General features: G+C 73.3%; 19 protein-coding genes. 5 read left to right on the top strand and 14 right to left on the bottom strand.

Annotated elements, in window-relative coordinates; genetic code table 11:
• The first annotated feature begins 6 nt into the window (after nt 1-6).
• Both ABD332_RS36915 and ABD332_RS36920 read left to right on the top strand, forming a co-directional pair.
• Complete coding sequence (locus tag ABD332_RS36915; RefSeq protein WP_344507573.1) at nt 7-2,079, top strand: PAS domain-containing sensor histidine kinase; 2,073 nt, start codon at nt 7-9, stop codon at nt 2,077-2,079.
• 8 nt (nt 2,080-2,087) lie between these two features.
• Nucleotides 2,088-2,450, top strand: a complete 363-nt coding sequence (locus tag ABD332_RS36920) for a response regulator transcription factor (protein WP_344507575.1) — start codon at nt 2,088-2,090, stop codon at nt 2,448-2,450.
• Here the strand turns inward: ABD332_RS36920 and ABD332_RS36925 are convergent, their stop codons facing one another.
• The 5 genes from ABD332_RS36925 to ABD332_RS36945 form a co-directional block, all read right to left on the bottom strand.
• Complete coding sequence (locus tag ABD332_RS36925; RefSeq protein WP_344507577.1) at nt 2,451-3,857, bottom strand: TerD family protein; 1,407 nt, start codon at nt 3,855-3,857, stop codon at nt 2,451-2,453.
• A gap of 42 nt (nt 3,858-3,899) precedes the next feature.
• On the bottom strand, nt 3,900-4,034 hold the full coding sequence (locus ABD332_RS36930) for a hypothetical protein (protein ID WP_344507579.1): 135 nt from the start codon (nt 4,032-4,034) through the stop codon (nt 3,900-3,902).
• Between the two features lie 17 nt (nt 4,035-4,051).
• Entirely contained in the window at nt 4,052-4,420 is a 369-nt protein-coding gene (locus ABD332_RS36935; protein WP_344507581.1) for an HNH endonuclease, read from the bottom strand.
• A 16-nt stretch (nt 4,421-4,436) separates the two neighbouring features.
• Nucleotides 4,437-6,800, bottom strand: coding sequence for a putative bifunctional diguanylate cyclase/phosphodiesterase (locus ABD332_RS36940; protein WP_344507583.1), 2,364 nt, complete (start codon nt 6,798-6,800; stop codon nt 4,437-4,439).
• A 74-nt stretch (nt 6,801-6,874) separates the two neighbouring features.
• Nucleotides 6,875-8,443, bottom strand: a complete 1,569-nt coding sequence (locus tag ABD332_RS36945) for a putative Ig domain-containing protein (protein WP_344507585.1) — start codon at nt 8,441-8,443, stop codon at nt 6,875-6,877.
• Between the two features lie 169 nt (nt 8,444-8,612).
• Between ABD332_RS36945 and ABD332_RS36950 the strand changes: the two genes are divergently transcribed.
• A complete protein-coding gene (locus ABD332_RS36950) occupies nt 8,613-10,220 on the top strand; it encodes an amidohydrolase (RefSeq protein WP_344507586.1) in 1,608 nt (535 codons plus the stop codon).
• Here ABD332_RS36950 and ABD332_RS36955 read toward each other — a convergent pair.
• The 7 genes from ABD332_RS36955 to ABD332_RS36985 form a co-directional block, all read right to left on the bottom strand.
• Entirely contained in the window at nt 10,208-15,094 is a 4,887-nt protein-coding gene (locus ABD332_RS36955; protein WP_344507587.1) for an FtsK/SpoIIIE domain-containing protein, read from the bottom strand. The genes ABD332_RS36950 and ABD332_RS36955 overlap by 13 nt on opposite strands.
• A complete protein-coding gene (locus ABD332_RS36960) occupies nt 15,091-16,239 on the bottom strand; it encodes a VWA domain-containing protein (protein ID WP_344507588.1) in 1,149 nt (382 codons plus the stop codon). Before ABD332_RS36960 ends, ABD332_RS36955 begins: the two co-directional genes overlap by 4 nt.
• A gap of 3 nt (nt 16,240-16,242) precedes the next feature.
• The gene (locus ABD332_RS36965; RefSeq protein ID WP_344507589.1) at nt 16,243-17,187 is read right to left on the bottom strand and encodes an AAA family ATPase; all 945 of its coding nucleotides are present in this window, start codon (nt 17,185-17,187) and stop codon (nt 16,243-16,245) included.
• Complete coding sequence (locus ABD332_RS36970; RefSeq protein ID WP_344507590.1) at nt 17,187-18,428, bottom strand: S1 family peptidase; 1,242 nt, start codon at nt 18,426-18,428, stop codon at nt 17,187-17,189. Before ABD332_RS36970 ends, ABD332_RS36965 begins: the two co-directional genes overlap by 1 nt.
• A complete protein-coding gene (locus ABD332_RS36975) occupies nt 18,425-18,772 on the bottom strand; it encodes a CU044_2847 family protein (RefSeq protein WP_344507591.1) in 348 nt (115 codons plus the stop codon). Before ABD332_RS36975 ends, ABD332_RS36970 begins: the two co-directional genes overlap by 4 nt.
• Nucleotides 18,773-18,877: 105 nt before the next feature.
• Complete coding sequence (locus tag ABD332_RS36980) at nt 18,878-19,414, bottom strand: hypothetical protein (protein WP_344507592.1); 537 nt, start codon at nt 19,412-19,414, stop codon at nt 18,878-18,880.
• Between the two features lie 115 nt (nt 19,415-19,529).
• Nucleotides 19,530-20,414: a fructosamine kinase family protein gene (locus tag ABD332_RS36985; RefSeq protein ID WP_344507593.1), complete on the bottom strand. Its 885-nt coding sequence runs from the start codon at nt 20,412-20,414 to the stop codon at nt 19,530-19,532.
• Between the two features lie 171 nt (nt 20,415-20,585).
• On the opposite strand from ABD332_RS36985, the gene ABD332_RS36990 reads away from it, so the two are divergent.
• Together ABD332_RS36990 and ABD332_RS36995 are read left to right on the top strand one after the other, a co-directional pair.
• Complete coding sequence (locus tag ABD332_RS36990) at nt 20,586-21,680, top strand: hypothetical protein (RefSeq protein ID WP_344507594.1); 1,095 nt, start codon at nt 20,586-20,588, stop codon at nt 21,678-21,680.
• Complete coding sequence (locus ABD332_RS36995; RefSeq protein WP_344507596.1) at nt 21,673-22,338, top strand: DNA alkylation repair protein; 666 nt, start codon at nt 21,673-21,675, stop codon at nt 22,336-22,338. Before ABD332_RS36990 ends, ABD332_RS36995 begins: the two co-directional genes overlap by 8 nt.
• Before the next feature lie 12 nt (nt 22,339-22,350).
• Here the strand turns inward: ABD332_RS36995 and ABD332_RS37000 are convergent, their stop codons facing one another.
• Together ABD332_RS37000 and ABD332_RS37005 are read right to left on the bottom strand one after the other, a co-directional pair.
• The gene (locus tag ABD332_RS37000) at nt 22,351-23,016 is read right to left on the bottom strand and encodes a hypothetical protein (protein WP_344507598.1); all 666 of its coding nucleotides are present in this window, start codon (nt 23,014-23,016) and stop codon (nt 22,351-22,353) included.
• A 105-nt stretch (nt 23,017-23,121) separates the two neighbouring features.
• A complete protein-coding gene (locus ABD332_RS37005) occupies nt 23,122-23,529 on the bottom strand; it encodes a DUF6069 family protein (protein ID WP_344507599.1) in 408 nt (135 codons plus the stop codon).
• Between the last annotated feature and the right edge of the window lie 21 nt (nt 23,530-23,550).

Below are 23,550 nucleotides of genomic sequence, written 5' to 3' on the forward strand. Positions count from 1 at the left end.
GGGGCGATGCCGGTGGAGACGACTACGACGGTCGGCTACCGATTGCTGTTCCAGCACGCTCCCGCGGCGCTGCTGGTGCTGGATCCGCAGCTGACGATCGTCGACGCCAGCGACGCGTACCTGGCCGCCACGATGCGCACCCGCCACGGCCTGATCGGGCGGCACGTGTTCGAAGCGTTCCCCGTCAACCCCGACGACCCGGACGCGCCGGGGGTCGCGTCGCTCGAGGCCTCGCTGCGGCGCGTGCTGCGGGAGCAGACGACCGACGTGATGGCGATCCACCAGTACGACATCCCGCGCGTCGGCGGCGGCTTCGAGAAGCGGTTCTGGGCGCCGGTCAGCGTGCCCGTGTGCGACGAGGACGGCCGGCTGCGCTGGATCGTGCACCGCGTGGACGACGTCACCGCCTACGTGGAGTCCCAGCCGGACGGGCTGCGCTTCGCGCAGCTGGCCGAGCAGCTGCGCAGCAGCAACGCCCGGGCGGAGGCGGAGGTCTTCGCCCACCAGCGGCTGCACGAGGAGCATCAGGTGCTGCAGGCGCTGCTCGACAGCCTCGACGCGGCCGTGGTCGGCTGCGGCCACGACGACCGGGTGGTGCTGGCCAACGACGCCGCCCGCGACCTGCTCGGGGCCCAGATCGCCGTGCCGCCCACAGAGTGGGGACCGGCGCTGCACCTGCACCACCCGGACGGGCGCCCGATCGCCCCGGAAGACCTGCCGCTGGTGCGGGCGTTGCGCGGCGAACGGGTGCGCGACGCCGAGATCGTGCGGCGCACCCCGGGCGTGCCGCGCCGGCACTTCCGCGTGAACGGCCGGGCGGTGCTCGGCCAGCCGGGGCTGGCGGCGGTCGCCGCCATCCACGACGTGACCGCGCACCGCCGCGCGGCGGCGCTCAAGGAGTGCGAGATCCTGGTCGGTCAGGCCATCAGGGGGCCGGGGCCGGTCGACGGCATCCTCGCCCGGGTCGTGGAGCTGGTGGGTTCGAAGGCCGAGTGGGCCGCGGCCGAGTTCTGGACCGTCGACGCCGTGGCGCACGTGCTGCGCCGCGCCACCCACTGGGTCGACCGCGACCACGAGCTGCCGCGCCCGGTGCGCGACCCGCTGGCGTGCGGCGAAGGCATCCCCGGCCGGGCCTGGCAGGCCGCCGCGCCCGTGCACGAGGGCGACCTGCGCGCCGAGGACGGCTGGGGGTCGGTCAAGGTCGCGCTGGCGGTGCCGATCCCCACCGGGTCGGCGGTGTTCGGTGTGCTCGTCTGCTACAGCGATCTCGTCGAGGTCCCCGACGACGTGCGCCTCGCCATGGTGACCGGCGTCGGCGCCCACCTCGGCGAGTTCCTGGAGCGCCGGCGGGCGGTCCGGCTCACCGCCGAGCTGGACCGCACCCGCGACGAGTACATCGCCCTCGTCGGCCACGAGCTGCGCACCCCGCTGACGACCCTGCACTCCTACACCGAGCTGATGCTGGAGGACCCCGGGCTCGCCGACGAGCACCGGCAGATGCTCGCCGTGATGCAGCGCAACGCCGGCACGCTGCACACCCTCGTCGGCAGGCTGCTGGAGGTGGCCGGCATGCGGTCCGGTCACATCAGGCACGTGCCCGCCCCGATGGACCTGGCGGCGGTGGTGCGGGCCGCCGCCGACAGCGCCCGGACCGGCATCACCAACGCGGTGACCGTCGACGTCAACGCCCCGGACGCGGTGCCGATGGACGGCGACGCCGAACGGCTGCGCCGCGTCGTGGACGAGCTGCTCGCCAACGCGCTCGCCTGGGCGGCCGACGGCTCCACCGTCGGGGTGCACGTCCACGGCGACGAGCGCACCACCACCCTCAGCGTCTCCAACATCGGCGAGCGGATCCCGGCCGAGGACCGTCCCCGGCTCTTCGACCTGTTCTTCCGCGCCGACTCCGCCCGCCACAGCGGCGTGCCCGGCACCGGCCTGGGCCTGACCCTCGCCCGCGCCGTCGTCGAGCAGCACGGCGGCGCGATCGCCGTCAGCGAGCCCGACGAGCCGGCCACCATCTTCACCGTCCGCCTGCCGACCCGCCAGCCGGTGCCGCCGGCGTCCTCAGGGAGCTGACGGCGGCGATGGCGACGGTACTGATCGCGGAGGACGTCGAGGACCTGACGTATGCGCTGACCCTGCTGCTCACCCGGGCCGGCTTCACGGTCCGCACCGCACCGGACGGCGCGCGGACGCTCGCCGAGGTGCGGGCCGAGCTCCCGGACCTGCTGCTGCTGGACCTCGTGATGCCGCGACTGAACGGGCTGGACGTCTGCCGCGCGCTGCGCGCCGACCCGGCCACCGCAGGCGTGCCGATCCTCATGCTGTCGGCCTACGCCATGCCCGCCGACCTGCAGGCCGGCCTCGACGCCGGCGCCGACGACTACATGATGAAACCGTTCCAGAGCGACGAGCTGATCGCCCGCTGCACCGCGCTGATCAAGTGATCAGACCTCGTACGGCTGCACCACCACGAAGTGGCCCTGCAACCCCATGAACTGCAGCGCGAGGCCTTCGCCGCTGTCGCCGGCGTAGAGCTGCCGCGACACCCTGACCTGCGTCGTCACCGACACCCGCATGCCGGAGGTCCAGGCGACGACGGCCTTCATGTCGGCGAACGTCGGCCCCTGGCACAGCAGCGTCACCGGCGTGCCCCGGGTCATGACCACGATCGCGCCCTGCCCGGACACCACCAGGTGGAACATGCCGCCGCCCGGGATGCCGGGGCTCTCGATCCGTGCGATCTCCGTCTGCAGGGTGGCGTCGAACGCGAGCACGTTGTCGGCGTTGACGCACAACGACTGGCCGTTGAGCTCGACGATGTGCAGGTCGGTGGCGTTCTCGGCGAGGAACACCTCGCCCTGGCCCTTGCACGTCATCAGCTTCAGGCCCTGGCCGGTGACGGCGCCCTCGAACATCGCCCGCAGGCCGCCGGAGCCCTTGTAGATGAACTCGACGTCGCCCTGGTAGGCGACCATCGACCCGCGCCGCGCGTGCACCTCCGGCCCGAGCGTCACCTTCACCATCTTGCTGCTCTGCTTCGTCCACCGGCCGGTGGTCGGCGCCTCCCGGTACTTGTCCAGGCTCGTCATGACCCCGGGCCGGACCCGCTCAGGCTGCGGCGGCACCGGTGCACCGTGTGGCACCGGTCCACCGTGTTGCGGCGGCCGGTGTTGTACGGGCGGCGGCGGCGCGAAGGGCTGCGGCGCCTGGACAGGCGGCGGCGCTTGTACGGGCCGCGGCGCTTGGACTGGCGGCGTTGCTTGCACGGGCGGTGGCGCGAATGCCGGTGGCGCCTGCACAGGCGGCGGTGCTGGCTCCGGCTCTTCGTCCACGGTCCCGCCGTAGGAGCGGATCAGGTCCGCCAGCCCGCCGGCGAACCCCTGCCCGACCGCCCCGACCCGCCAGACCCCCTTGCGGTACACGTCGCCGATGATGATCGCCCGCTCGGCGCCGAAGTCCGCGCCGGTGAAGCCGTACCGCACGACCTCCTGCCCACCGGCCATGATCCGGATGTGCCCCGACCGCAGCTGCCGGGCGGTCCCCGCCCCGTCGATCGACGCGCAGAACGACAGCTTCGCGATCTTCTCCGGCACCCTGCTCAGCACGGCCCGGAACCCCTCGGTGTCCCCGCCCTGTGGGCCGACCTTCTGGATCGACCCCTCCGGCGAGCTCGGCTGGTTGAAGAAGATGAAGTACGCGTCGTCGGCCATCCTGTTGGCCGCGTCGAGCCCGAAGCACGAGATGTCCCACGTCAGCCCGGGCCCGTCCAGGAACACCCCGACGTACAGCTCGTCCGCGCTGGTCAGCGCCGACAGCGGGCTCTTCTGTCCCCGGGTGAACACCTGAGCCACGTGCCCCTCCTCGGCCTCGACATCATCGCGTCCCTGAAGAACCTACCGCGCCCCACGGAGGCGCTGCAGCAGCACGTACAGGCCGCGGTGGGCGACGAGTGCGGCCCGCGCCTGCGGCGGAGCGGCGCCGGACAGCGCGTGATCCCGCCACCGGGCGGCGGCCTGCTGCGCGGCCACTCGGTCATGCGGGCAGCTTAGAGCGCGGGGCGGGCGTCGCGGTGGCGGCGCAGGGCGTCCAGATCCGGCCAGACGCGGGGGTTGATCGGCAGGTGAAGAGACTGGCCGTGCCAGTGGCGGTAGGTGGCGTCGGTGATCGACTCGGCGACGTGGACGGTGTAGTCGTCGTCGAGCCACAGCAGGTGGGCGTCGAAGAGGTTGTGCAGGTCGGCCCGCAGGAGCAGGCAGTTGGTCACGGCGTCGGCCGCGGGGCCCGTGGCGGGTCCGATGTGGGCGGCCTCCAGCACGTCCCGGGTGGCCACGCTGCTGATGGCGCAGCGTCCCTCGTACGCGGCGAGCAGCTGGTCACGCAGCTTCGGCCGCCACGGGCGGACGGTCAGCGGCATCGGACCTCCCTGGTGGTCAGGCGTGGGCGGGGCGCCGCAGGGCGTGGCGTTCGAGGTCGGCGGGGAGCAGCGGGCGGGCGTAGTGGTAGCCCTGGGCGTAGCGGTAGCCGAGGCGGCGCAGCTCGGCGGCCTGTTCGGGGGTCTCCACGCCCTCGGCGACGGCGCGCAGGTGCAGGCCGTTGCTGATGTCGATGAGCGCGGCGGCGATGACCGCGTGCTCGCCGCCGTGGGTGACCGTGTCGACGAACGACTTGTCGACCTTCAGCAGGTCGACGGGGCAGGTGCGCAGCAGGCCGAGCGAGGAGTGGCCGGTGCCGAAGTCGTCGAGGGCGACCGCGACGCCGAGCGCCTTGAGCGCGTGCAGGGTCTCCACGGCGGTGCCACCGTCGAAGACGGCCGTCTCGGTGACCTCGATGGTGAGGCGGTGGGCCGGTAGGCCGGTGCGGTGCAGGACGGCGGCGACGTCGGCGGCGAAACCGGCCTCGCGCAGCTGGCGGGCGGAGACGTTGACGCTGACGATGGCCGGGGCGTCCGGGCCGAGCTCGAACTGCCAGCGGGCCGCCTGCGTGCACGCCTCGGCGAGGATCCACGCGCCGAGGGGCACGATCAGGCCGGTGCGCTCCGCCGCCGGGATGAACTCGGCCGGCGAGATCGGGCCGCGCTCGGGGTGGTTCCAGCGGACGAGGGCCTCCACGCCGTACAGGGACCCGTCGGTGATGTCGACGATCGGCTGGTACACCAGGTGCAGCTGCCCGGTGTCCAGCGCGGTCCGCAGGTCGGCGGCGACGCGGGCCTGCTCGGCGCCGCGCTGGTCCATCGCGGACGTGTAGACGCTGAAGCGGCCCTTGCCCTGGTTCTTCGCCTCGTACATCGACACGTCGGCGCGGCGCAGCAGCTCCGCGGCGGTGTCGCCGGGCCGGGCGCCGGCGAGGCCGATGCTGGCCTCGACGACGAGGTCGTGCCCGGCCGCCTGCAGTGGGCGGCGCAGCTCCGCGGTGAGCGTGTTCAGCGCCGACTCGTGCGCGGCCTGGTCGGTGCCGTGCAGCAGCAGCGCGTACTCGTCACCGCCGAGCCGGGCGACGGTGCTGCCGGCGGGCACGTGCGCGGTCAGCACGGCGGCGACCGCCTGCAGCAGCGCGTCGCCGACCGCGTGTCCGAGCTGGTCGTTGATGCCCTTGAAGTTGTCCAGGTCGATCACGGCGACGCTGAGCGCCACCGACCCGCCGCCGAGCGCCGTCGTGGTCGCCTCGGCGAAGACCGTCCGGTTGGCGAGGCCGGTCAGCGCGTCATGGCCGGCCTGGTGGGCGAGCTTGCGCTGGTACGAGTGGAGATCGCGCAACCGGGAGTCGAGCTGTTTCACGAGCCGGGCGTTGTCGTGCAGCCGGGCGTCGAGCTCCTGCAGCAGGGCGGCGTTGTCGCGCAGCGCGATGATCTGCCGGGCGGCGACGAGGACGGTGACGGTGATCGCGCCGACGGCCACGACGACGACGTCCGCGGAGTCCTGGATCGTCGACACCAGCAGCAGCGCGCCGGTGGCGACGACCGCCGCGTACGGCATGACGCTCAGCCGCCGGCCGGGCAGGCGGTCCGGGGGCGGCGGGACACCCAGCGCCCGCACCTGGCGGTCGGCGGCCAGGCACAGCACCAGGCAGGTCGCCGGCAGGATCAGGTGGGAGGTGTTGAGGTGCGGCCGGGACGCCAGCAGCGGCGCGAGGGACCCGCCGCCCGCACCGACCGCGCCGGTGAGCGCGAGCAGGTGCAGCGCCCGCCGGTCGATCGGCCCGGTGCCGGTGAACGCGACCTTGATGAACGCGAAGACGCAGATGAAGCCGCCGCCGACCACGGTGAGCGCCGACCAGGTGTCGCCCGCGCTGCCCGCGAACCACGACTCCCACCGCGGGTACACCAGATGCCAGGCGAACGTGATGGTGGTGACGATCACCGTGGCGATGTCCAGGCCGAAGCGGGTCCACGCCCCGCCGGTCCGCCGGATGCCCGGGATGCGCAGCAGGCCGATCATCATGACCAGCAGGCCGCTCAGGTAGATCGCCGACGTGACGCCGCTGACGTGCTGGTTGCGGTCCACGCCGACCAGGTTGTCGCGGGCGTTGCTCATCGCGCCGCAGCCGACGAGCACGAGGCCGACGCTCACGTACCGCCAGAAGGTCCGCTGCGGACCGCCGGCCCGCCACGAGCTGGTGGCGGCGACCGGGACGCTGACCAGCAGCGTCGACCATCCGAGCAGCGCCGGCGTCCGGTACACCAGACCGACCGCGAACCAGAGGGCGGCCACCACCACGAGACCGGCGGTGATCGCCAGGGGTGCGGTCAGTCGCAGCGGCGTCACCGAACCGTCAGAGGGCGGGGACGTCACGTTCATGGCCGCACCATCGGTCCGTGACCGCCCGGCATGAGGCCCGCACCCGGTTTACTCCGGGTGCGGGCCCCCGCGGGTCAGCTGACCGTGACGGCCAGGTCGTCCAGGACGAAGGACGTCTGCAGCGACGAGTCCTCGGTGCCGTTGAACTTCAGGGTGACGGTCTGGCCGGCGAAGGCGTTCAGGCTGTAGGTCTTGGCCTGGTACCCGGTGGCCTTGTTCAGGTTGGAGAGCGTGCCGAGGGTGGTGGAGCCCGCGGTGACGGTGAGCTTGTCGTACGCCGTCGTCGTGGTGGTCTCGGCGGTGTCGATGTGGACGTAGAAGGTCAGGGTCGCGGAGCAGCCGGCGGGGATGGTGACCGACTGGGAGATGGACTCGGTGTGGGTGGAGCCGTAGCCGAGCAGCCACGCCGAGAACGTGCCGGTGCGGGCGGGCTGGCCCTGCGACGCCCACTGGCCGATGGCGCCGGTCGTGCCGGTCCACGAGGTGGCGCCGGACTCGAAGCCGGGGTTGAGCAGCTTCTGGCCGCTGCACGTGCCGCCGCCGCCACCGGTGACCGTCCAGCCGAACGACGCCGTGCCGCTCGCGCCCGTGGTGTCCGTCGCCGTGACCGTCGACGTGGTGGTCTGGGCGGTCGTCGGGGTGCCGGAGATGAGGCCGGTGCTGGAGTTGATGGTGAGACCCGCGGGCAGGCCGGTCGCCGAGTAGGTCAGCGTCTGGCCCGAACCGGACGACGAGGCCGAGATCTGCAGCGACTTCGCCGTGCCGACCGTCGCGGTCTGCGCGCCCGGGTTGGTGACGGTGACCGTGTTGCCGGTGCCGGCGGGCTTGGTGAGCAGGCAGCCGGCGATCGTCAGGTCGATGGCCCGCGACGAGTTGAGGCAGGTGGTGAACCAGTAGGTCTGCTCACCGTAGCTCTGGCCCTGCACGACCGTGACGTTGCCGTTCGCGTCGACCTCGCACGGGTTGTTCAGCGTGCAGCGGGCGCCGTCGTCGTTACCGGTGTTGTTGATGCCGATGACGGTGTTGTTCGCGGACGACACGATCGGCGAGCCGGACGTGCCGTGCGTGGTCTGGCAGCCCGTGTTGTAACGGATCGAGTCGTGCCAGGTCCACTGGTCCTCGCGCAGCGTCGGCACGAAGCCGTTGATGGTGCAGGTCCAGACCTGTTTCCAGTAGCTGGACGGGATCGTCATCGCCGCGCCGTCGGCCGGGTGGGTGCCGGCGATCGTCAGGGCGGTGGTGTTGAAGCTGGTCTTGATCTGCGCGAACGTCTGGGTCAGCTGGTACAGCGCGACGTCCGTGTTCGTCATCGTCGCGTAGATCAGCTTGTCGGCGCGCACGGTGCCCAGCGAGTTGCCGGTGTTGCCCAGCAGCGTGCCGGTGCGCGAGCTGGTCCGGTTCTGCAGCACGACCCCGGCGTTGATGAAGCCGCCCTCGTAGCAGTGCCCGTTGGTGAGCAGCATCGCCCGGTCGCTGTCGACCGACGTGGGGTACCGGACCAGAGCACCGGAGCAGTTGTTCAGGGCGATCGTCGCCGTCAGACCGGTGACCTGGACCGCCTGGGCGGGTGCCGGCCCGGCGACGACGCTCGCGGCGACGGCGAGCATTGCCGCGCCGATCGCGATGACCCGTCTTGTGCGCATGGGTGGGTGGTCCCTTCGGGTTGGGGGGAAACGCAGCGGGCGCCCGCGGGGATACCGCGAACACTTCGCCGACCGTCGATGTGGTGATGGCACCATCACATCGACGGGCATGCCGGTCAACGGGGCGGACCCTTTGCGTACCCCCACCGTTGCCGTCATGCTGCCCTGCATGAGTGCGCTGTTGTTCATCGGCGGCCGGATCTTCGGCTCGCCCGCCGCGGACGCGGTCGCCGTCCGGGACGGCCGGATCGTCGCCGTCGGTCCCCGCGCCACGGTGCTGCCCGAACTGGCCGGCGGTGCCTTCGACGTCATCGACCTGGACGGACGCGCGCTCGTGCCCGGCCTGCAGGACGCCCACATCCACCCCGTCTCCGGGGCCCTGGAGCGGCTGCGCTGCGACCTCACGCCGTGGCACACGAAGGCCGAGTACCTGGCCGCCGTCGCCGCGTACCCCGGTTCCGGCTGGATCACCGGCGGCGGCTGGTCGATGGCCGCGTTCCCCGGCGGCCTGCCGCACCGCGACGACCTGGACGCCGTCGCCCCCGACCGGCCCGTCTTCCTGCCCAACCGCGACCACCACTCGGCATGGGTCAACAGCCGCGCGCTGGCGCTGGCGGGCATCTCCCGCGTCACGGCGGACCCTCCGGACGGCCGGATCGAGCGGGACGCCGCCGGCGAGCCGACCGGGGTGCTGCACGAGGGCGCCATGGACCTGGTCACCGGCCTGCTGCCGGCCGACACCGCCGAGGACTACGACCGCGCGCTCGCCGAGGCTCAGCGGTACCTGTTCAGCCTCGGCGTCACCGGCTGGCAGGACGCGATCGTCGGTGCGTATGCCGGCGCTCGCGACCAGTTCGACACCTACCTGTCCGCGGATGCCGCCGGTGTACTGCGCGCCCGCGTCACCGGTGCGCTGTGGTGGGACCGCGCGGGCGACGAATCGCAGATCGCCTTCTTCGAGTCCCGCCGCGCCGCCGCCGCGCACGGCCGCTTCCGCGCCACCGCCGTGAAGATCATGCAGGACGGTGTCGCGGAGAACTTCACCGCCGCGATGATCGACCCGTACGTCGGTCAGGGCGCCCACTGCGGCCACTCCAACGTCGACCCCGCCCACCTCGCCCGGTACGTCTCCCTGCTGTCCGCCGCCGGCTTCGGCGTCCACTTCCACGCGATCGGCGACCGCGCGGTCCGCGAGTGCCTGGACGCCGTCGCCGCCGTGGGCCCCTCGCGGGCCCGCCATCACCTCGCCCACCTGCAGGTCGTCCACCCCGCCGACGTGCCCCGGTTCGCCGCCCTCGACGTCACCGCCAACATCCAGGCCCTCTGGGCCACCCACCACGAGCAGAACGACACCCTCTGCGTCCCGTTCTTCGGCCCCGAACGCTCCGGCTGGCAGTACCCGTTCGGCTCGATCGCCCGCGCCGGCGGCCGCCTCGCCGCCGGCAGCGACTGGCCCGTGACGACCCCGAACCCGTGGTGGGCCATCCACGTCGCCGTCCACCGCACCGAACCCCCGGTCTCCGCCGAGGCCGACTGGCCGACCTCCCAGGTCCCGATGCTCCCGCGCGAGGCGCTGACCCTGGACCAGGCCCTGACCGCGTACACCCTCGGCTCGGCCTACGTGAACGGCACCGACGACCTGACGGGCTCCATCGAGCCCGGCAAGGCCGCCGACCTGGTCGTCCTGGACCGCGACCCCTTCGAACCCGACGCCAAGCTCTACGACACCGCCGCCGACCTCGTCTTCATCGACGGCCAGGTCGTTCACGAACGCTGAACGTCGAGCCTGACCGGCCGCCCATCGAGCGTCATCGCGGCGTCGGTGAAGACGACGGCAGGCGTGTTGAGGTCTGACAGCTCCCGAGCGGCAAGGGACGGCTCATCCTGCGTCGAATCCCTGGCCAGCACGAGGTGGAAGCCGAGATCATGGGCTTGAGGCAGGAACGGCAACACCGGTTCCATCGGCCCGACCGCATCGGGACCGACCTCGCTGGTGACGACCCACATCTCCGCTCCGGTCCACCAGGTCCGCATCAGCAGGTCCTGAGCCGAAACGGTCCGGCTCGGTTGGCGGCTGCGGAGTATGTCGCGAAGGTCCAGCACGTCGGCAGCGCCTCCGCGGAACATGTAGCCGTCGGCCCAGTCGGCGATCACGGCCAGAAACTGCTCGACGACGGCGCCAGTTCCTTCGATGATCAGATGGGGATCCTGGGCGAAATCGAGCACTGCTTCACTGCCGTCGTCCTCATACACGCCGATGCGCAACCGCAGATCCGGCTCGACACGCGGCGCCCACCCGCCGGACCAGGCGTCTGCCAGCTCGCCGATATAGGCATGGTGGTTGCCGCCGACCTCTCGAGTCGGTGCCGCCAGCTGGACCCGCCCACGACCGTCGGTCTGGCCGTGGCCCGGGCGGCTCAGCTGGATCCGGCGGGCGTCGTCCACGGAGAACCGTGACGTCGTGGGGTCCTCCAATGACAGCTCGACCAGGGTGTCCATGCTGGCGAGGTCCGATCGGTATCCGACCCACTCCGGGCAGGTCGTCACGAGGCGGACGTGATCGCCGAGGAAGAGCAGGTCGCGGATCTCCGGACAGTGACGCATGACCCTGCGCCAGTTATCGACGACCACCACGACCGGCGGGCCTTCGCCGGCCGGGCGGCGCTTGAGGAAGGCCACCAGCCGGCGCAGTCCCGGGTCGTCGTCGCGGTGGAAGACGCCGCCGACGAACGGCAGGCCGGCAATGGTGTTGAGGCCGCCGCCGAGGCAGTACACGTGACAGGGCTCGCCCCGGCGGGCCAGGGCGAGCACCACGGTCTGCAAGGCGGTCGTGGTGCCGCTGCCACGTTCGCCGACGATCGCGACGTGTCCGGACAGGTCGAGTGTCAGCGGTGCCTGGCGGTGCTCCCGCGGCAGGTCGACCAGGCCGATCGTGACGCCGTCGGCCGGCAGGTCACCGAGCGCGACGACCTCGGGCAGCGGGGGCAGCCAGATCTGGTGCACGGGCCCCCCGAGCCCGGCGAGCCGAGCGGCGAGGAGATCGGGCAGCAGCCTGACCTGGAACGTGCGGCGACTGTCATCCGTTGCGCTCCACAGGTAGCCCTCCTCGAGCGCCGCGGACGGATCGGATGTTTCGAGGTCCCCGGCCATCAGTCGAAACGTCAGGTAGTCGCTCAGCCCTCCCAGCAGACGTGCGCGCACGGTCGGCATGTTCACGAGGAGGTGGATGCCTACCGACGGCCCGATGCGACAGACGTCGATGAGCGTGTCCAGGATCGAGGGCCGCGTGGCGTCCAACCTGCTGGGTTTGTCGACGACGATGAGGAGGCGCGGGAGGCGCCCGGCGGCCGGTTGTCGCCGGCGGTCGATCTCGCCGGCGACGACCTCCTCGAACCGTTCGATGAGCGACGGCGCACTGCCCGTGCCGAGGACGAGCCCGGCGAGGTGCGGAAGCGACTCGAGCCCGGCGAACCCGCTGCCCTCGTCGAGGTCGACCACGAGGATGTTCAGGTCCGCCGGACTGTTGGTGAGTGCGAGGCCGAGGACGATGGTTCGCAGGAGCCCGGTCCGATCGGAGCCCGTGGCGTCCAAGAGGACGCCGTGGGGGCCGGTGCCGCCTTCGCCCGGGTCGCGCAGGTCGAGCAGAACAGGGTTGCCGTCCGGATCGGTGCCGACCGGCACGGTCATGTTGCCGGGCACGGACCAGGCTTGTTCGGGGTCGAACGTCAGCGGGTCGAAGCCGAACAGGGCGGCCGGTTCGTCTGCGGTGGGGATGGGCGGATCGAGGGCGAACTTCCGCGCCGGGTGACGGTGACCTGCGGCCAGCAGCTCGCCGGTGGCGCGTCGGGTGGGGTCGGCGGGCAGGACGACCACCGGAACCGCGAGGGAGCTCAGCTCCGATACCACGGGGTTGTCGGCGGATGACCGGGCGAACACGATCAGGTGCAGCCGCAGGTCACGGCCGTGCACGAGCCAGCTGCTCAGTGCGCTCAGCCTCGCCCGATCGCCGTCGGCGAGCACCCACAGGTCGGCGAGCATCCACAGGTCGGGGCCGGCTCTCCTGGTGCCGGTCGATTGCCGCAGCTCTTCGGCGAGGCGTTCCGCTTGATCGGGGCTGACGATCTCGCCGGAGACGGATCGCTCGATCGCCTGACGCACCCTCAGCCGGTCCTCGGGGAGGCCACCAAAGACGAGGAGGTGCGGGTCGGCGGCGAAGTCGACGGCGAACTCGGCACCGTCCGACTCGAAGGTGCCGAGCCGGACCCGTCGGAGCGGCTCCGCGCGGCGGTCGGCGGCGAGTTCGCGGACGAAGGCCTCGTGTGAGCCGCCGAGCTCGCTGATGGGCAGGGCGATCTGCAGGCGTCGCCGCCCGTCGCCGGTCAGGGCGCGGCCGGGTTCGTCGCGCCAGAGCTGCCGGGCGTCGTGGGCGGAGATCTCGGAGGTCTCCGGTTCGTCGAGGCGGAGTTCGATCATCGTGCCGAACTCTGCGAGGTCGGCCTCGTCGAACCGGTTCCAGCGCTCGTCGGCGGCCACGATCACCGTCTGGCGACCACGCAGCAGCTCCCCGAGGTCCGGATACCGGTCACGGACGCTGTTCCAGCCGTCGACGACCAGCACTGTGTAGGGCGACGGGTGGCGCCGCAGCGACGCGATCGTCGTGGCCACCAGGTCGTCCCACGGTTCGAAGACGTCGATGACGACGGGCAGGTCGATCAGGGATCCGAGCCCCCCGCCGATGCAGTAGACGCTGTACGGGCGCATCGTCCGGCTCAGGGCGGTGACCACCGTCAGAAGGGCCGTCGTCTTTCCCGAACGGCGCCCGCCGATGATGGCGAGGTGGCCGGAGGCGCCCGACAGGTCGATCGTGAACGGTCGGCGGCGGTGTTCGCGGGGGATGTCGACCTCGCCGATGACGACGCCGTCGGCCGGTAGTGCGCCGAGGGCCAGCTCCTTCGGCAGCGGCGGGAGCCACACCTGGTGCACCGGGCCGCCCTGGCCGGCCATTGCGCGCACGAGGAGGTCGAGCAGCGTGTCCGCGCGTGGGCGCCGGTACGGGTCGAAGACGTCGTCCCAGGTCGGGGGCGGCGGCGGGTACGGGCCGGAGACGTACGCGGCGCGGAAGCGGTGCGGGGCGTCGTCGCGCGTGCGTAGGTAGCCGTGGCCCGGACCGTACGGGAGTGCGGACGCGTCAGGGGTGCCGATGGCGTCCTGGGACTCGGACGCGGAGCCGGTGCGCAGGGCGATCCGGAGGGACAGGTCGGCCTCGAGACCGCGCAGCCAGCCCCGCTGGACGCGCTGGCCGGCCAGCAGGAGGTGGATGCCGAGAGCGCGGCCGTGCCGGCAGATCGTCCCGAACGTCTCGATGAGCGACGGGTCCGTGGTGAGCATGGCGTCGAACTCGTCGACGACGACGAGCAGGTGCGGGCGGCGTTCGGTGAACGGCTCCTGACGGCGCACCACCTCGCCTTGCACGACGTCCTTGAACCGGTCGACGAGGGACAGGTCGTCGCCCAGGTCGAGGGCCAGGCCGGCGAGGTGGGGGAGCGTCTCGAGGCCGGCGAAGGTGGCGCCGCCGCGGAAGTCGACGGGGAGGATGTTGAGCTCGGCCGGGCTGTTGGTGACGGCGAGGCCGATGATCAGGGTGCGGAGCAGCTCGGACTTGCCGGAGCCGACCGCGCCGACGACGAGGCCGTGCGGGCCCGTGCCGCCGTGGCCAGGTTCGCGTAGGTCGAGCAGCACCGGGCGGCCGTCCGGGTCGGTGCCGATCGGGACGGTCAGGTTGCCGGGCGTGGTCCATGTCGCGGCGGGGTCGAAGGTCAGCGGGTCGATGCCGTACAGGGTGGGGAACGGTACGGCCTGGAGGCCGTCGGCGGACTCTTCGACGAGTGGACGGCGGGGCGGGGGCGGGACGAGCCGCTTCAACGTCTCGAGGACGTCGCCGGCGAGCGGGCGTAGGTCCGGGTCGCTGCGGGTGGTCCGCTCCAGCTGCAGGGCGATGGCCCGCACGTCGGTGCCGGGCAGGAGCGCCAGCTCGCCAAGTTCGGCGACGGCCGACAGTCGCAGCTCGAGCGACGGTGCGTCCGCGGCGGTGAGGGCCTTGGCGAGCCGGTCGTCCAGCGACGTCCGCGGGCGGAGGCGGCCGGTCATGGCGACGAACCACTCGCGGGTCAGGGCGGGGCCGCCGGCGGAGGTGCGGTTCGCGGCGAGCCAGTCGGCGGCGCGGGCGGGGTCGACCAGGTTCAGGGCGGTGAGGCGCTGGGCGTGTTCGAGTTCGGGCTGGGTGTGCCAGGTCGGGTGCTGGTCGGTGTACTGCTCCAGCAGCACCGCGACGCGCGCCGGTCGTTCGGGGCCGAAGCGGGCCACGAGGGAGGCGAGCAGCGCGTCGCGCAGGGTGGGGTCGATCTCGTACAGGTCCTCGCCGACCTCGCGGAACACGGGCGACAGCAGCAGGGCGGCCTCGGCCTCGAACGGCAGGACGGCCGGCGGGTCGAGGAAGAAGTTGATGCGAAGCAGGTGCAGCAGGCCCGCGTCGACGGCGACCGGGACCGCCGCGTGGCAGGCCAGCTCCAGCGCGCCCGCGGGCAGGCGGGCCCGGGCCGCGGCGAGGCCGGCCGCGACGGGGGAGGAGCGCACCCACGAGCCGGCGGTCACAGCGGCCTCGGCACGGGGAACGGGCGGCCGCGCAGCACGTCGACCGCCTGGTACATGCCGGCGCGGGTCAGCGGGAACATCGGCACGTGCCGGGCGACCTGCTCGGCGGTGCTGCGCCGCCAGCGGGCCGCCGGGACCGGGTTCAGCCAGGTGAGGGCGCCCGCGGCGGACCGCAGCGCCTTGCCGAGCGCGACCGTGTCGAGCAGCCGGGCGGGGCTGAGCGTGCCGCGGGCCGCGCCGGCGTCGCTGATGACGGCGGCGCCGGTGGTCGCGGCGACCGTGTCGAGCACCTCGCGCAGGGGGAGCGGCGAGGTCAGCGCGGGATCGCCGTACACGGTGCCGTCCAGCAGCGGCTCGACGGACGGCAGGACCGCGTCGAGCGCCGGGTCGAACGGGTCCGGCACGGCGGACAGCAGTGCGGGATCCGCCGCGCCGGCCGTGTTGTGGAAGTAGACGACGGTGAGCGCGCTGAGCCGGCCGGCGCGCCGGACCGCCTGCTCGACGTGCTCGACGTACCGGTGGAACGGGGCCATCGAGCCCTGCCGGTCCACGAGCAGCAGCAGCCGGGTCGTGTTGCGGCGGGCCGGCACCAGGACCGGGGGCACGGGCACGCCGAGGCGCGCCGAGCGGCGCAGGGTCTCGTCGACGTCGAGCTCGACGGGTGGGCCGTGCCGGGTCGGGCGGCGCAGCCCGCGCCACACCTGGACGATCTCGCGTTCGGTCAGCGGGTACTGCGGGGTCAGCACCAGCGTCGTGTCGATCCGTCCGGTGCCGGGAGGAGCCGCGGGAAGGTCCCGGTTCGGCGCGGCGACAGGCGGCGGCGCGGGCTCCGGGGAGGCCGGCTGCGCCGCCGGCGCATCCACAATGGACGGCGGTGGTAAAGGTGCGGGATCCACCGTGGCAACCGGTGCGGGAGCCGTGAGGATCCACTGTGGAGCGTCGATCCGGGCGAACGCCGCCCGCACCATGTCCGCCTCCGCCGCGGTCTTCGCCCACAGCGTCACGCACAGCTCCGTCAGCGCGGCGCCGGACGTCCAGCCGAACCCGGCGGCGAGGGCGCGGCGCAGCGCGTCGCAGTCGTCGACGCCGAGCGGCAGGCCCCGCCGGCGCAGCTGGTCGATGAGCGCGTGGACGAACGGCGGCACGGCTCAGCGCTCCAGCCGCAGCGCATCCGACTGCTGCTTGACGAGGGCGCCGGCGAAGGGCAGCCGGCCGTGACCGGGGCGCTCGCCGACGGCCTGCAGGTAGCTGACCCAGTCGAGCAGCTCGCTGAGGCCGGGCTTCTTGGCCAGGTCCAGGGCCCGCAGCCGCAGCAGCGTGTCGATCGCCTCCGCGCGCAGCTGGACGTCGCCGATGCCGTGCAGGGTCAGGATCGCGTCGAGCTCGGCGGCGGCGTCGGGGAACCGCACGTGGTGGAACACGCACCGGCGCAGGAACGCGGCCGGCAGCGCCTTCTCCTCGTTGTTGGTGACGACGATGACGGGCCGCAGGTCGGGCCGGTCGGCGGGCACCGCGTGCCGCTCGCCGTGCGCCTCGGGCACGTCGAACGCCAGCTGGTCCAGCTCGCGCAGCAGGTCGTTGGGGAAGTCGATGTCGGCCTTGTCGATCTCGTCGATGAGCACCATCGACCGGCGGCCGTGCCCGGCGCGCACGATCGCCCGGCCGAGCGGCCCGAGCCGCACGTAGTCACGCTCGTCCGGAGCCGAACGACCGAGGCGGCGGCCGACGCCACGGCCGAGTTGGGTGTCGTACAGGCGGCGCACCGCGTCGTACACGTACAGCAGGTCCTGCCCGCGGCTGGTCGACTTGATGTACGCCTCTTCCAGCGGCAGCGACAGGGCAAACGAGACGGCGTGCGCGAGACGGGTCTTGCCCGCACCCGGGTCGCCCTGCAGCAGCAGCGGCCGGCCGAGCGCGATCGCGACGTTCACCGCCTCTTCCAGCTCGGCGGAGGCGCGGTACGGCTCCCGCTGCCGCGACTCGAACCGCGGCTGGGGACCGGACGAGCCGGCGGCCTCGATGTCACGCCGGTCCGGCAGCTCCGCGAGCCGGTCGAAGCGCAGCGACGTGTCGACGCTGTGGCGGGTGAGCATCAGGCCTCCTGGTCTTCGAGGTCTTCGAGGTAGCCGCGCAGCTCGTCCGGCTGGAACCGGACGCGGTCGATGCACTCGGCGAGCTCCTCGTACGTGTACCGCACGTCGAGGTCCTCGCCGATCCGGGCGACGATGTCGCTCGTCCACGCCGCCGCCAGGGGCCGCGGCCAGCGTTTGTACACGGTCACGTGGGCCGCCCACCGCTCGACGTCGCGGTGCGCGAACCGCGGCCGGGGCAACGCGGTCACCCCGTCCGGGAACCCGCCGTCGGGCACGCCGAGCAGGAACAGCATGCACCAGCGTTTCGGCTGCCCGTACGCCTCCCGCACCCGCCGGGTGAGCTCGGCGACGTCGGCGGCCGGTGTGCCCCGCACCGACACCGGACAGATCACGTTGCGCGCCCGCAGCACGCCCGTGTACCGCGTGACCGCCCGCACCGCGGTGTCGACGGAGTGCAGCTCGGCGCTCAGGTCCAGCCAGTGCTGCCGGGCGATCTCGCCGACGTACTGCCGCAGCCACGCGCACAGGTTCTCCACCACGGCCTGCTCGCCGGCGTCGACGCCGAACGCGAGGAACCGCCCGCCGGCCGCGGCCATCGCCTCGAGGATCTCGGTCTTGATCAGGTCGAGGTCGAAGTACGCCGTGTCCAGCAGCTGGTGTACGGGCAGCGCCCGGTCCGACCGGCCGACCGCCACGCCGAGCCGGAACCTGCGCACGATGTGCGCGACGGGCACCGCGTACAGCACGTTCGCGGCCCGCCCGCCCTCGACCCGCTCCCGCACCTGCTCGACCAGCACGCCGACGACCGCCCCGTCGACGGTCACCGCGCTGCCGGAGTACCCGCGGTAGTCGTGCAGCGCCTCCGCCACGTGCAGCTGCAGCACGGTCATCTCGTCGCCGCCCTGGTTGACGATGAGGTGGTCGGTGGCGGTCACGGTGCCCGTGAGCTGCGCGTCGTGGCCCCTCGGCCGGGCCGTCACCCGCCAGTCGGCGCGCAGCACGGCGTGCGTCAGCGCGGGCACGATCGCCAGCGACTCCGCGACCCGCAGCGTCGCGACGTCGAGCGTCGGCTCCGCCTGGACCGCCTCGACCGGGAGCCGTACACCTGCCGCCGTGACGAACTCGAGGTCCCCGGCGAGCCGGTCCCGCACCACATGCGCCGCCGTGGCGACGATCCGGTCCGTCAGGACGAACCCGCTGCCCAGATCCCTGCCACCGGCGACGATGCGCCCGTCGATCATCCGGTCTGGCCGCCGGCCGCGTCCGTCTGCTCCGCCGGGGGCTTGCGCCGCAGCGTGACGGTCACCTCGAACGTCGCACCGGTCGTGGCCCGCGACACGACGACACCGGCCTCGGCGGTGAGCGTCACGCCGAACTTCGCCTGCAGCTCCGCGACCTCCCAGCCGGACAGGTCAGGCGTGACGTTCGCGGCGACCGCCCGCACCCCGGCGACGACCGCCGACTGCACGTCGCCGAGCCGGTCCCGCAGCCGCTCGACGGCGTTGTCGCCCCACGAGATCTCCCGCCCGCCGCCGACCTCGACCACCTGCACCACAACACCGTCAGCCACCACCGCGTCGCTCATGGCCACACCGTACCCGGGCATGCATGACGCTCACTATCGGCGCTCCGGCCGCCCGGATCACACCGTTCAGCGCCCGGCTGGGCGGTTCGGTGTGCAGTCGTGCTCTCAGCCGCGACGGAGCGCGCCGGCGAGGGTCGACACCGCGTAGCCGAGCAGCGCCAGCCCGGTCCCGGCGCCCGCGACCAGCCCGGCCTCGACCGCGGTGGCGAACCCGGTGACCAGCGCGGCGGCCGCGACGGCGCAGACGGCCGCGCCGAGCACCCGCAGGCGCGGGTCGCGAAGCACCGGCACCAGCGGGAAGAAGTGCGCCCCGACCACCGCCGACACCAGCACCGGGATGTACTCCCGCTGCCCGGCGACGGCCAGCAGCCACGCCCCGAGCCCGGCCGCGGCGAACTCGGCGACCACGATCAGCAGATACCGCCGGTCCGCGGCCCGGTCCCGCTCCACCGCCGGCTCCCGCCTGGCCCGGCCGAGCAAAGCCATGCCGCAGACCGCCGTGGCCAGACCCGCCACACTCCCGATCACCAGCAGCGTCCGGAGCAACCCGTCGGACTTCGGCACGCTGAACCAGACCGTCGCGAACACGCCGAGGTACAGCCCGGTGAGCCCCGCCTGCTTCAATGAACGCCCCTCCACCACCGACGACACCACAACAAACACCCCTTCCGGACGACAGCGACGCGGCGAACATGACGACCGCGGCCGCCCAAAGGTTGCTCCGATGATCAACCGATGCGCAAATCGGCGCCCGTCGTCAGGTGCGTGTCCGGAACGGGGCCAGGGTGGCACGGATGTGGTCGGCCGCGCCCCAGTCGTCGTCGAACTGGGCCAGCACGGCGAGGTGCTGCCGCAGCTGGATGATCGGCATCCGGTCCGGCCAGCCGGCGTCGAGCGCGGTCAGCTCCGCATACACCTCGAAGAACCGGCGCGCCTCCGGCGGGGGAGCGGTGGACCAGACGTGGGCGAGGTCGACCTCGGCCCACGTGTACGAGACGGCCGGGTCGATCACGGCGGGCCGCCCGTCGGGGGTGGCCATGACGTTCTGCGCCCACATGTCGCCGTGCGTCAGGCAGGCGGGCCGGTCCGGCAGCAGCTCCGGCAGCCGGTCGCAGAGCCGCTCCAGCGCCGCCCGGTCCGCGGGTCCGAGCGCCGCGTCGACCCGCGGCTCCCCGAGCCACCGCAGCAGCCGGTGCTGCGCGAAGAACGCGAAACCGTCGTCGTCCCAGGCGTTGCGCTGCCGCCGGCGGCCCAGCCAGTTGTCGCGGTGCCAGCCGAAGCGGGCCTGGGTCGTGCCCGTGTGCAGCCCGGCGAGCGCGTGCGCGAACTGCTCCCAGAACGCCTCGCCGCCCGGCCGCGGTGCCAGCACCGACAGCACGAGCAGCTCCCGGCCCGCCAGGACCACGTCGGGCGTCGCCAGGCCGCCGAGCTCCCGCAGCGCGGCCAGCCCTTCGGCCTCGGTTTCGAACACGTCGTCGCCCGGCGCGTCGGCGAAGGCCTTCACGAACAACGGCGGCCCTTCCCGGCGGCTCGCGATGCCCGCGAGCGCCGCGAGCCCGCCGCCGGCCGGCTCCACGGCGTCGACGTCCCGCAGCCCGGCCCGGCGCAGCCCCTCCAGCAGCAACGTCGTCGGCGCGGTCATGCACGTGCCTCCTGTGCCCGCTGGTTGGTCCGCATGTGATCATCATGATCGGTCGCGGCTCGCCGGAGAAGGCAGGGTCGCCGGCCGAAGGTCAGGGACTGCGCGAGCCGGCTGCTCATTGCGGCAGCGTAGAACGCTCAGGCCACGGCGGCGGTCGCTACGATCGCTGGCATGGACGCACCGAAGGCGCCGCTCGCCGGTCAGGTCGACGCGCTGCTCGCGGCCCTGAACGGGCAGGACCTCGACGGCTTCAACGCCGCAATGCCGGGCATCGCGGGTGCCGTGCCCGGCGCCACCCCCGACGAGGTGCAGGCCGCGCTGGCGCGCATCGCGCCGTACCTCGGCCGCCTGCCGTTCTTCATCGGCGGCGACCTGGCGCCGCTGGTCGGCGCCATGGCGGGCCTCGGCACCGACCCCGGCGTGGTCGTGCCGGCGCTCGTCGACCGGGCCGCGGCGGCGATGGAGGCGGCCGCGCGCTTCGCCGAGCTGCACCGGGCCGCGTTCGGGGAGCCGCCGTCGCCCGGCGCGCACGACGAGATCGACGCGACGCTGGAGCGGTTCACCGGTCCGGGCGCCGGGCACGGCCTCGCCGAGGACGAGGCCGCGGCGCTGGTCCAGGCGTGGTTCTGCGCCGACGATCTGGTGCAGCCCGTGTTGTACCTGAGTCAGCGCGCCGACGTACGGGCGGCGCTCCCGCAGCGGGACCGGCTCACGGCGGCGGTCGAGGGCGTCGCCGAGACGCACGGCGCACCGTCCTGGCTGGGCGGCCTCCTGCGGGTGCTCGACGGCGAGCAGCTGCTGGTCCTCGACCGGGGATTCGCCGGCACGGGCCGTGGGTTCCGCGTGACCATCGGCGGGATCGGCGACAACTTCCAGCTGCACACCCTGCTCGCCGCGGCCCTGATCGGCGACCCCGCCGAGGGTCTGCTCCCGGGCCGCCCGCCGACGGCGGTGGAGGCGGCCGCCGCCGGCACCGGCGAGGACCTGCAGCCCGCCGGCGGCCTGCGCGGCAACTGGAACCTCGCCGACGCCCACGGCGGGTGGATCTGGAACGAGGGCACGCCCGCCGACATCCCGCACCTCGACGGGGTCCGGGTGGTCGTGCTCGACGCCGAGCCGTACTCGCGCAGCTGGGACACCGGCCGCGCCTACCCGCTGATGACGCCGCTGCTCAGGGTGGACGCCGCGGTCCCGGCCGAAGAGGCCGCGGCGTGGCTGAGCCGCGTGAAGCCGGCACCCGGGTTTGGCGGTCGCCGCGATGGCTGACACGACGGTCGCCGAGGTGCTGGCCGAGCTGGCGGCGCTCGAGGACCCGAAGGCGCGCGCCGTGAACGAGAAGCACGGCGACGACCACGGCGTGAACCTCGGCAAGCTGCGGGCGATCGCCAAGCGGCTGAAGACGCAGCAGGACCTCGCCGTCGGGCTCTGGGGCACCGGCGACACGGCGGCCCGCCTGCTGGCGCTGCTGATCTGCCGGCCGAAGGCGTTCACCGGCGACGAGCTCGACGCGATGCTGCGCGACGCCCGGGCACCCAAGGTGCACGACTGGCTCGTCGGTTACGTGGTGAAGAAGCACCCGGCCGTCGAGACGCTGCGGGTGGCCTGGCTGGCGGACGGAGACCCGGTCGTCGCGAGCGGCGGCTGGGCGCTGACCACCGACCGGGTCGCGAAGCGGCCCGCCGGCCTCGACCTCGCCGCGCTGCTCGACACGATCGAGGCGCACATGAAGGACGCCCCGGACCGGCTGCAGTGGGCGATGAACCACTGCCTCGCCCAGATCGGCATCGAGCACCCCGACCACCGCGCCCGTGCCGTCGCGATCGGCGAGCGGCTGCAGGTCCTCAAGGACTACCCGACCCCACCCAACTGCACGTCCCCGTTCGCGCCGGTCTGGATCGCCGAGATGGTCCGCCGGCAAGGGTAGATCCGCGGTCGGTCAGGTGCGGGCGTCGGCGGCGGCGAGGGCGGCGCGCATCGCCTCCCGGTCCTCGGGGAGCCAGGGGCCGGAGCCCGCCAGGGGGATCTCGGTCATGAAGCGCCGCTCGGACTCCGGGATGAGGGCGGCGACCCGGTCCGGGTCGTTGGCCGCGGTCGCGTACAGGTTCGGGCCGTCGGCGTAGTACGGGTCGACCAGGACGAGCCGCCCGTCGGCGGCGCGCATGACGTTGGCCGGGTTGGTGTCCAGCGGCCCGCACCACGGCAGGGCCGCGCACGCCCGGTCGTGGACCTGGCGCACGACGTCGACGAGCGCGGCGACGTCAGGTGTACGGGCGGCGACGGCGCGATGGAAGGCGGCGGCCTCGTCCCCGCCGACGGGCCGCAGCCATTCGAGCACCTGCAGGTCGCCGCCGCCGGCGAGGCGACGATGCGCGAACAGCGCCGGGACCTGCCGGGTGTGGGCCGCCTCCCGGTACAGCGCCGCGGCGTACGGTCCCGTCGGGTCGAACGGGCTGATCCGCGCGACGACCTCGCCGTCCGGCGAGCGGAGCGCGACCGCCCAGTCACCCGTGCCGCACCAGGCCCACCCGTCCGCGAGCAGCGCCCGCTCCACGTCCCGGTGATCGGCGTCCGTCCCCAGCGACGCGAGCGCTTCCCCCGTCATGCCCCGATGATAGACCGGTGGCACTACGCCATGATCGAACCTGCCGCCGGCGGGGTGCGCCGGGGTGGAGCTGGCACCGGCGCACTCCCCGCCGAGCCGTAGCGCTCAGGCGCTCAGACGGCGGGCGATCGCCGGCACCACGATCGCGGCGGCGACGAGGTGGGTCAGCATCAGCAGCGCCTTCGTCGCGGTGGCGGCGTCGGCGGTCACGTCCGGCACGAGCGACAGCACGGTGAGCGCCACGGTGGTGCGCACGAACGTGAGCCGCGGCCGCCGGGCCTTGTAGGACAGGACGATCGCGAGCGCCAGCCCGATCAGCGAGAAGAACGCCGTCAGCATCGCGAACCCGGACACGGGGATCGGCGCGCCGCCGACGTCCAGGCTGATCCCGGCCGCGTTCCCCGCCGCGGCGACGACGGCCGTGGCAGCACTGGCCAGCGCGATGGCGACGAGCCCGGTGCCGACGAGCGAGCCGGTCGTCGAGGTGCGGGTGGTGGTGATGGTCGCGGACATGATGACCTCCGGTGCTGGTCC

Origin of the sequence: Dactylosporangium maewongense (genome assembly GCF_039531485.1) — a bacterium.
Taxonomy (GTDB): domain Bacteria; phylum Actinomycetota; class Actinomycetes; order Mycobacteriales; family Micromonosporaceae; genus Dactylosporangium; species Dactylosporangium maewongense.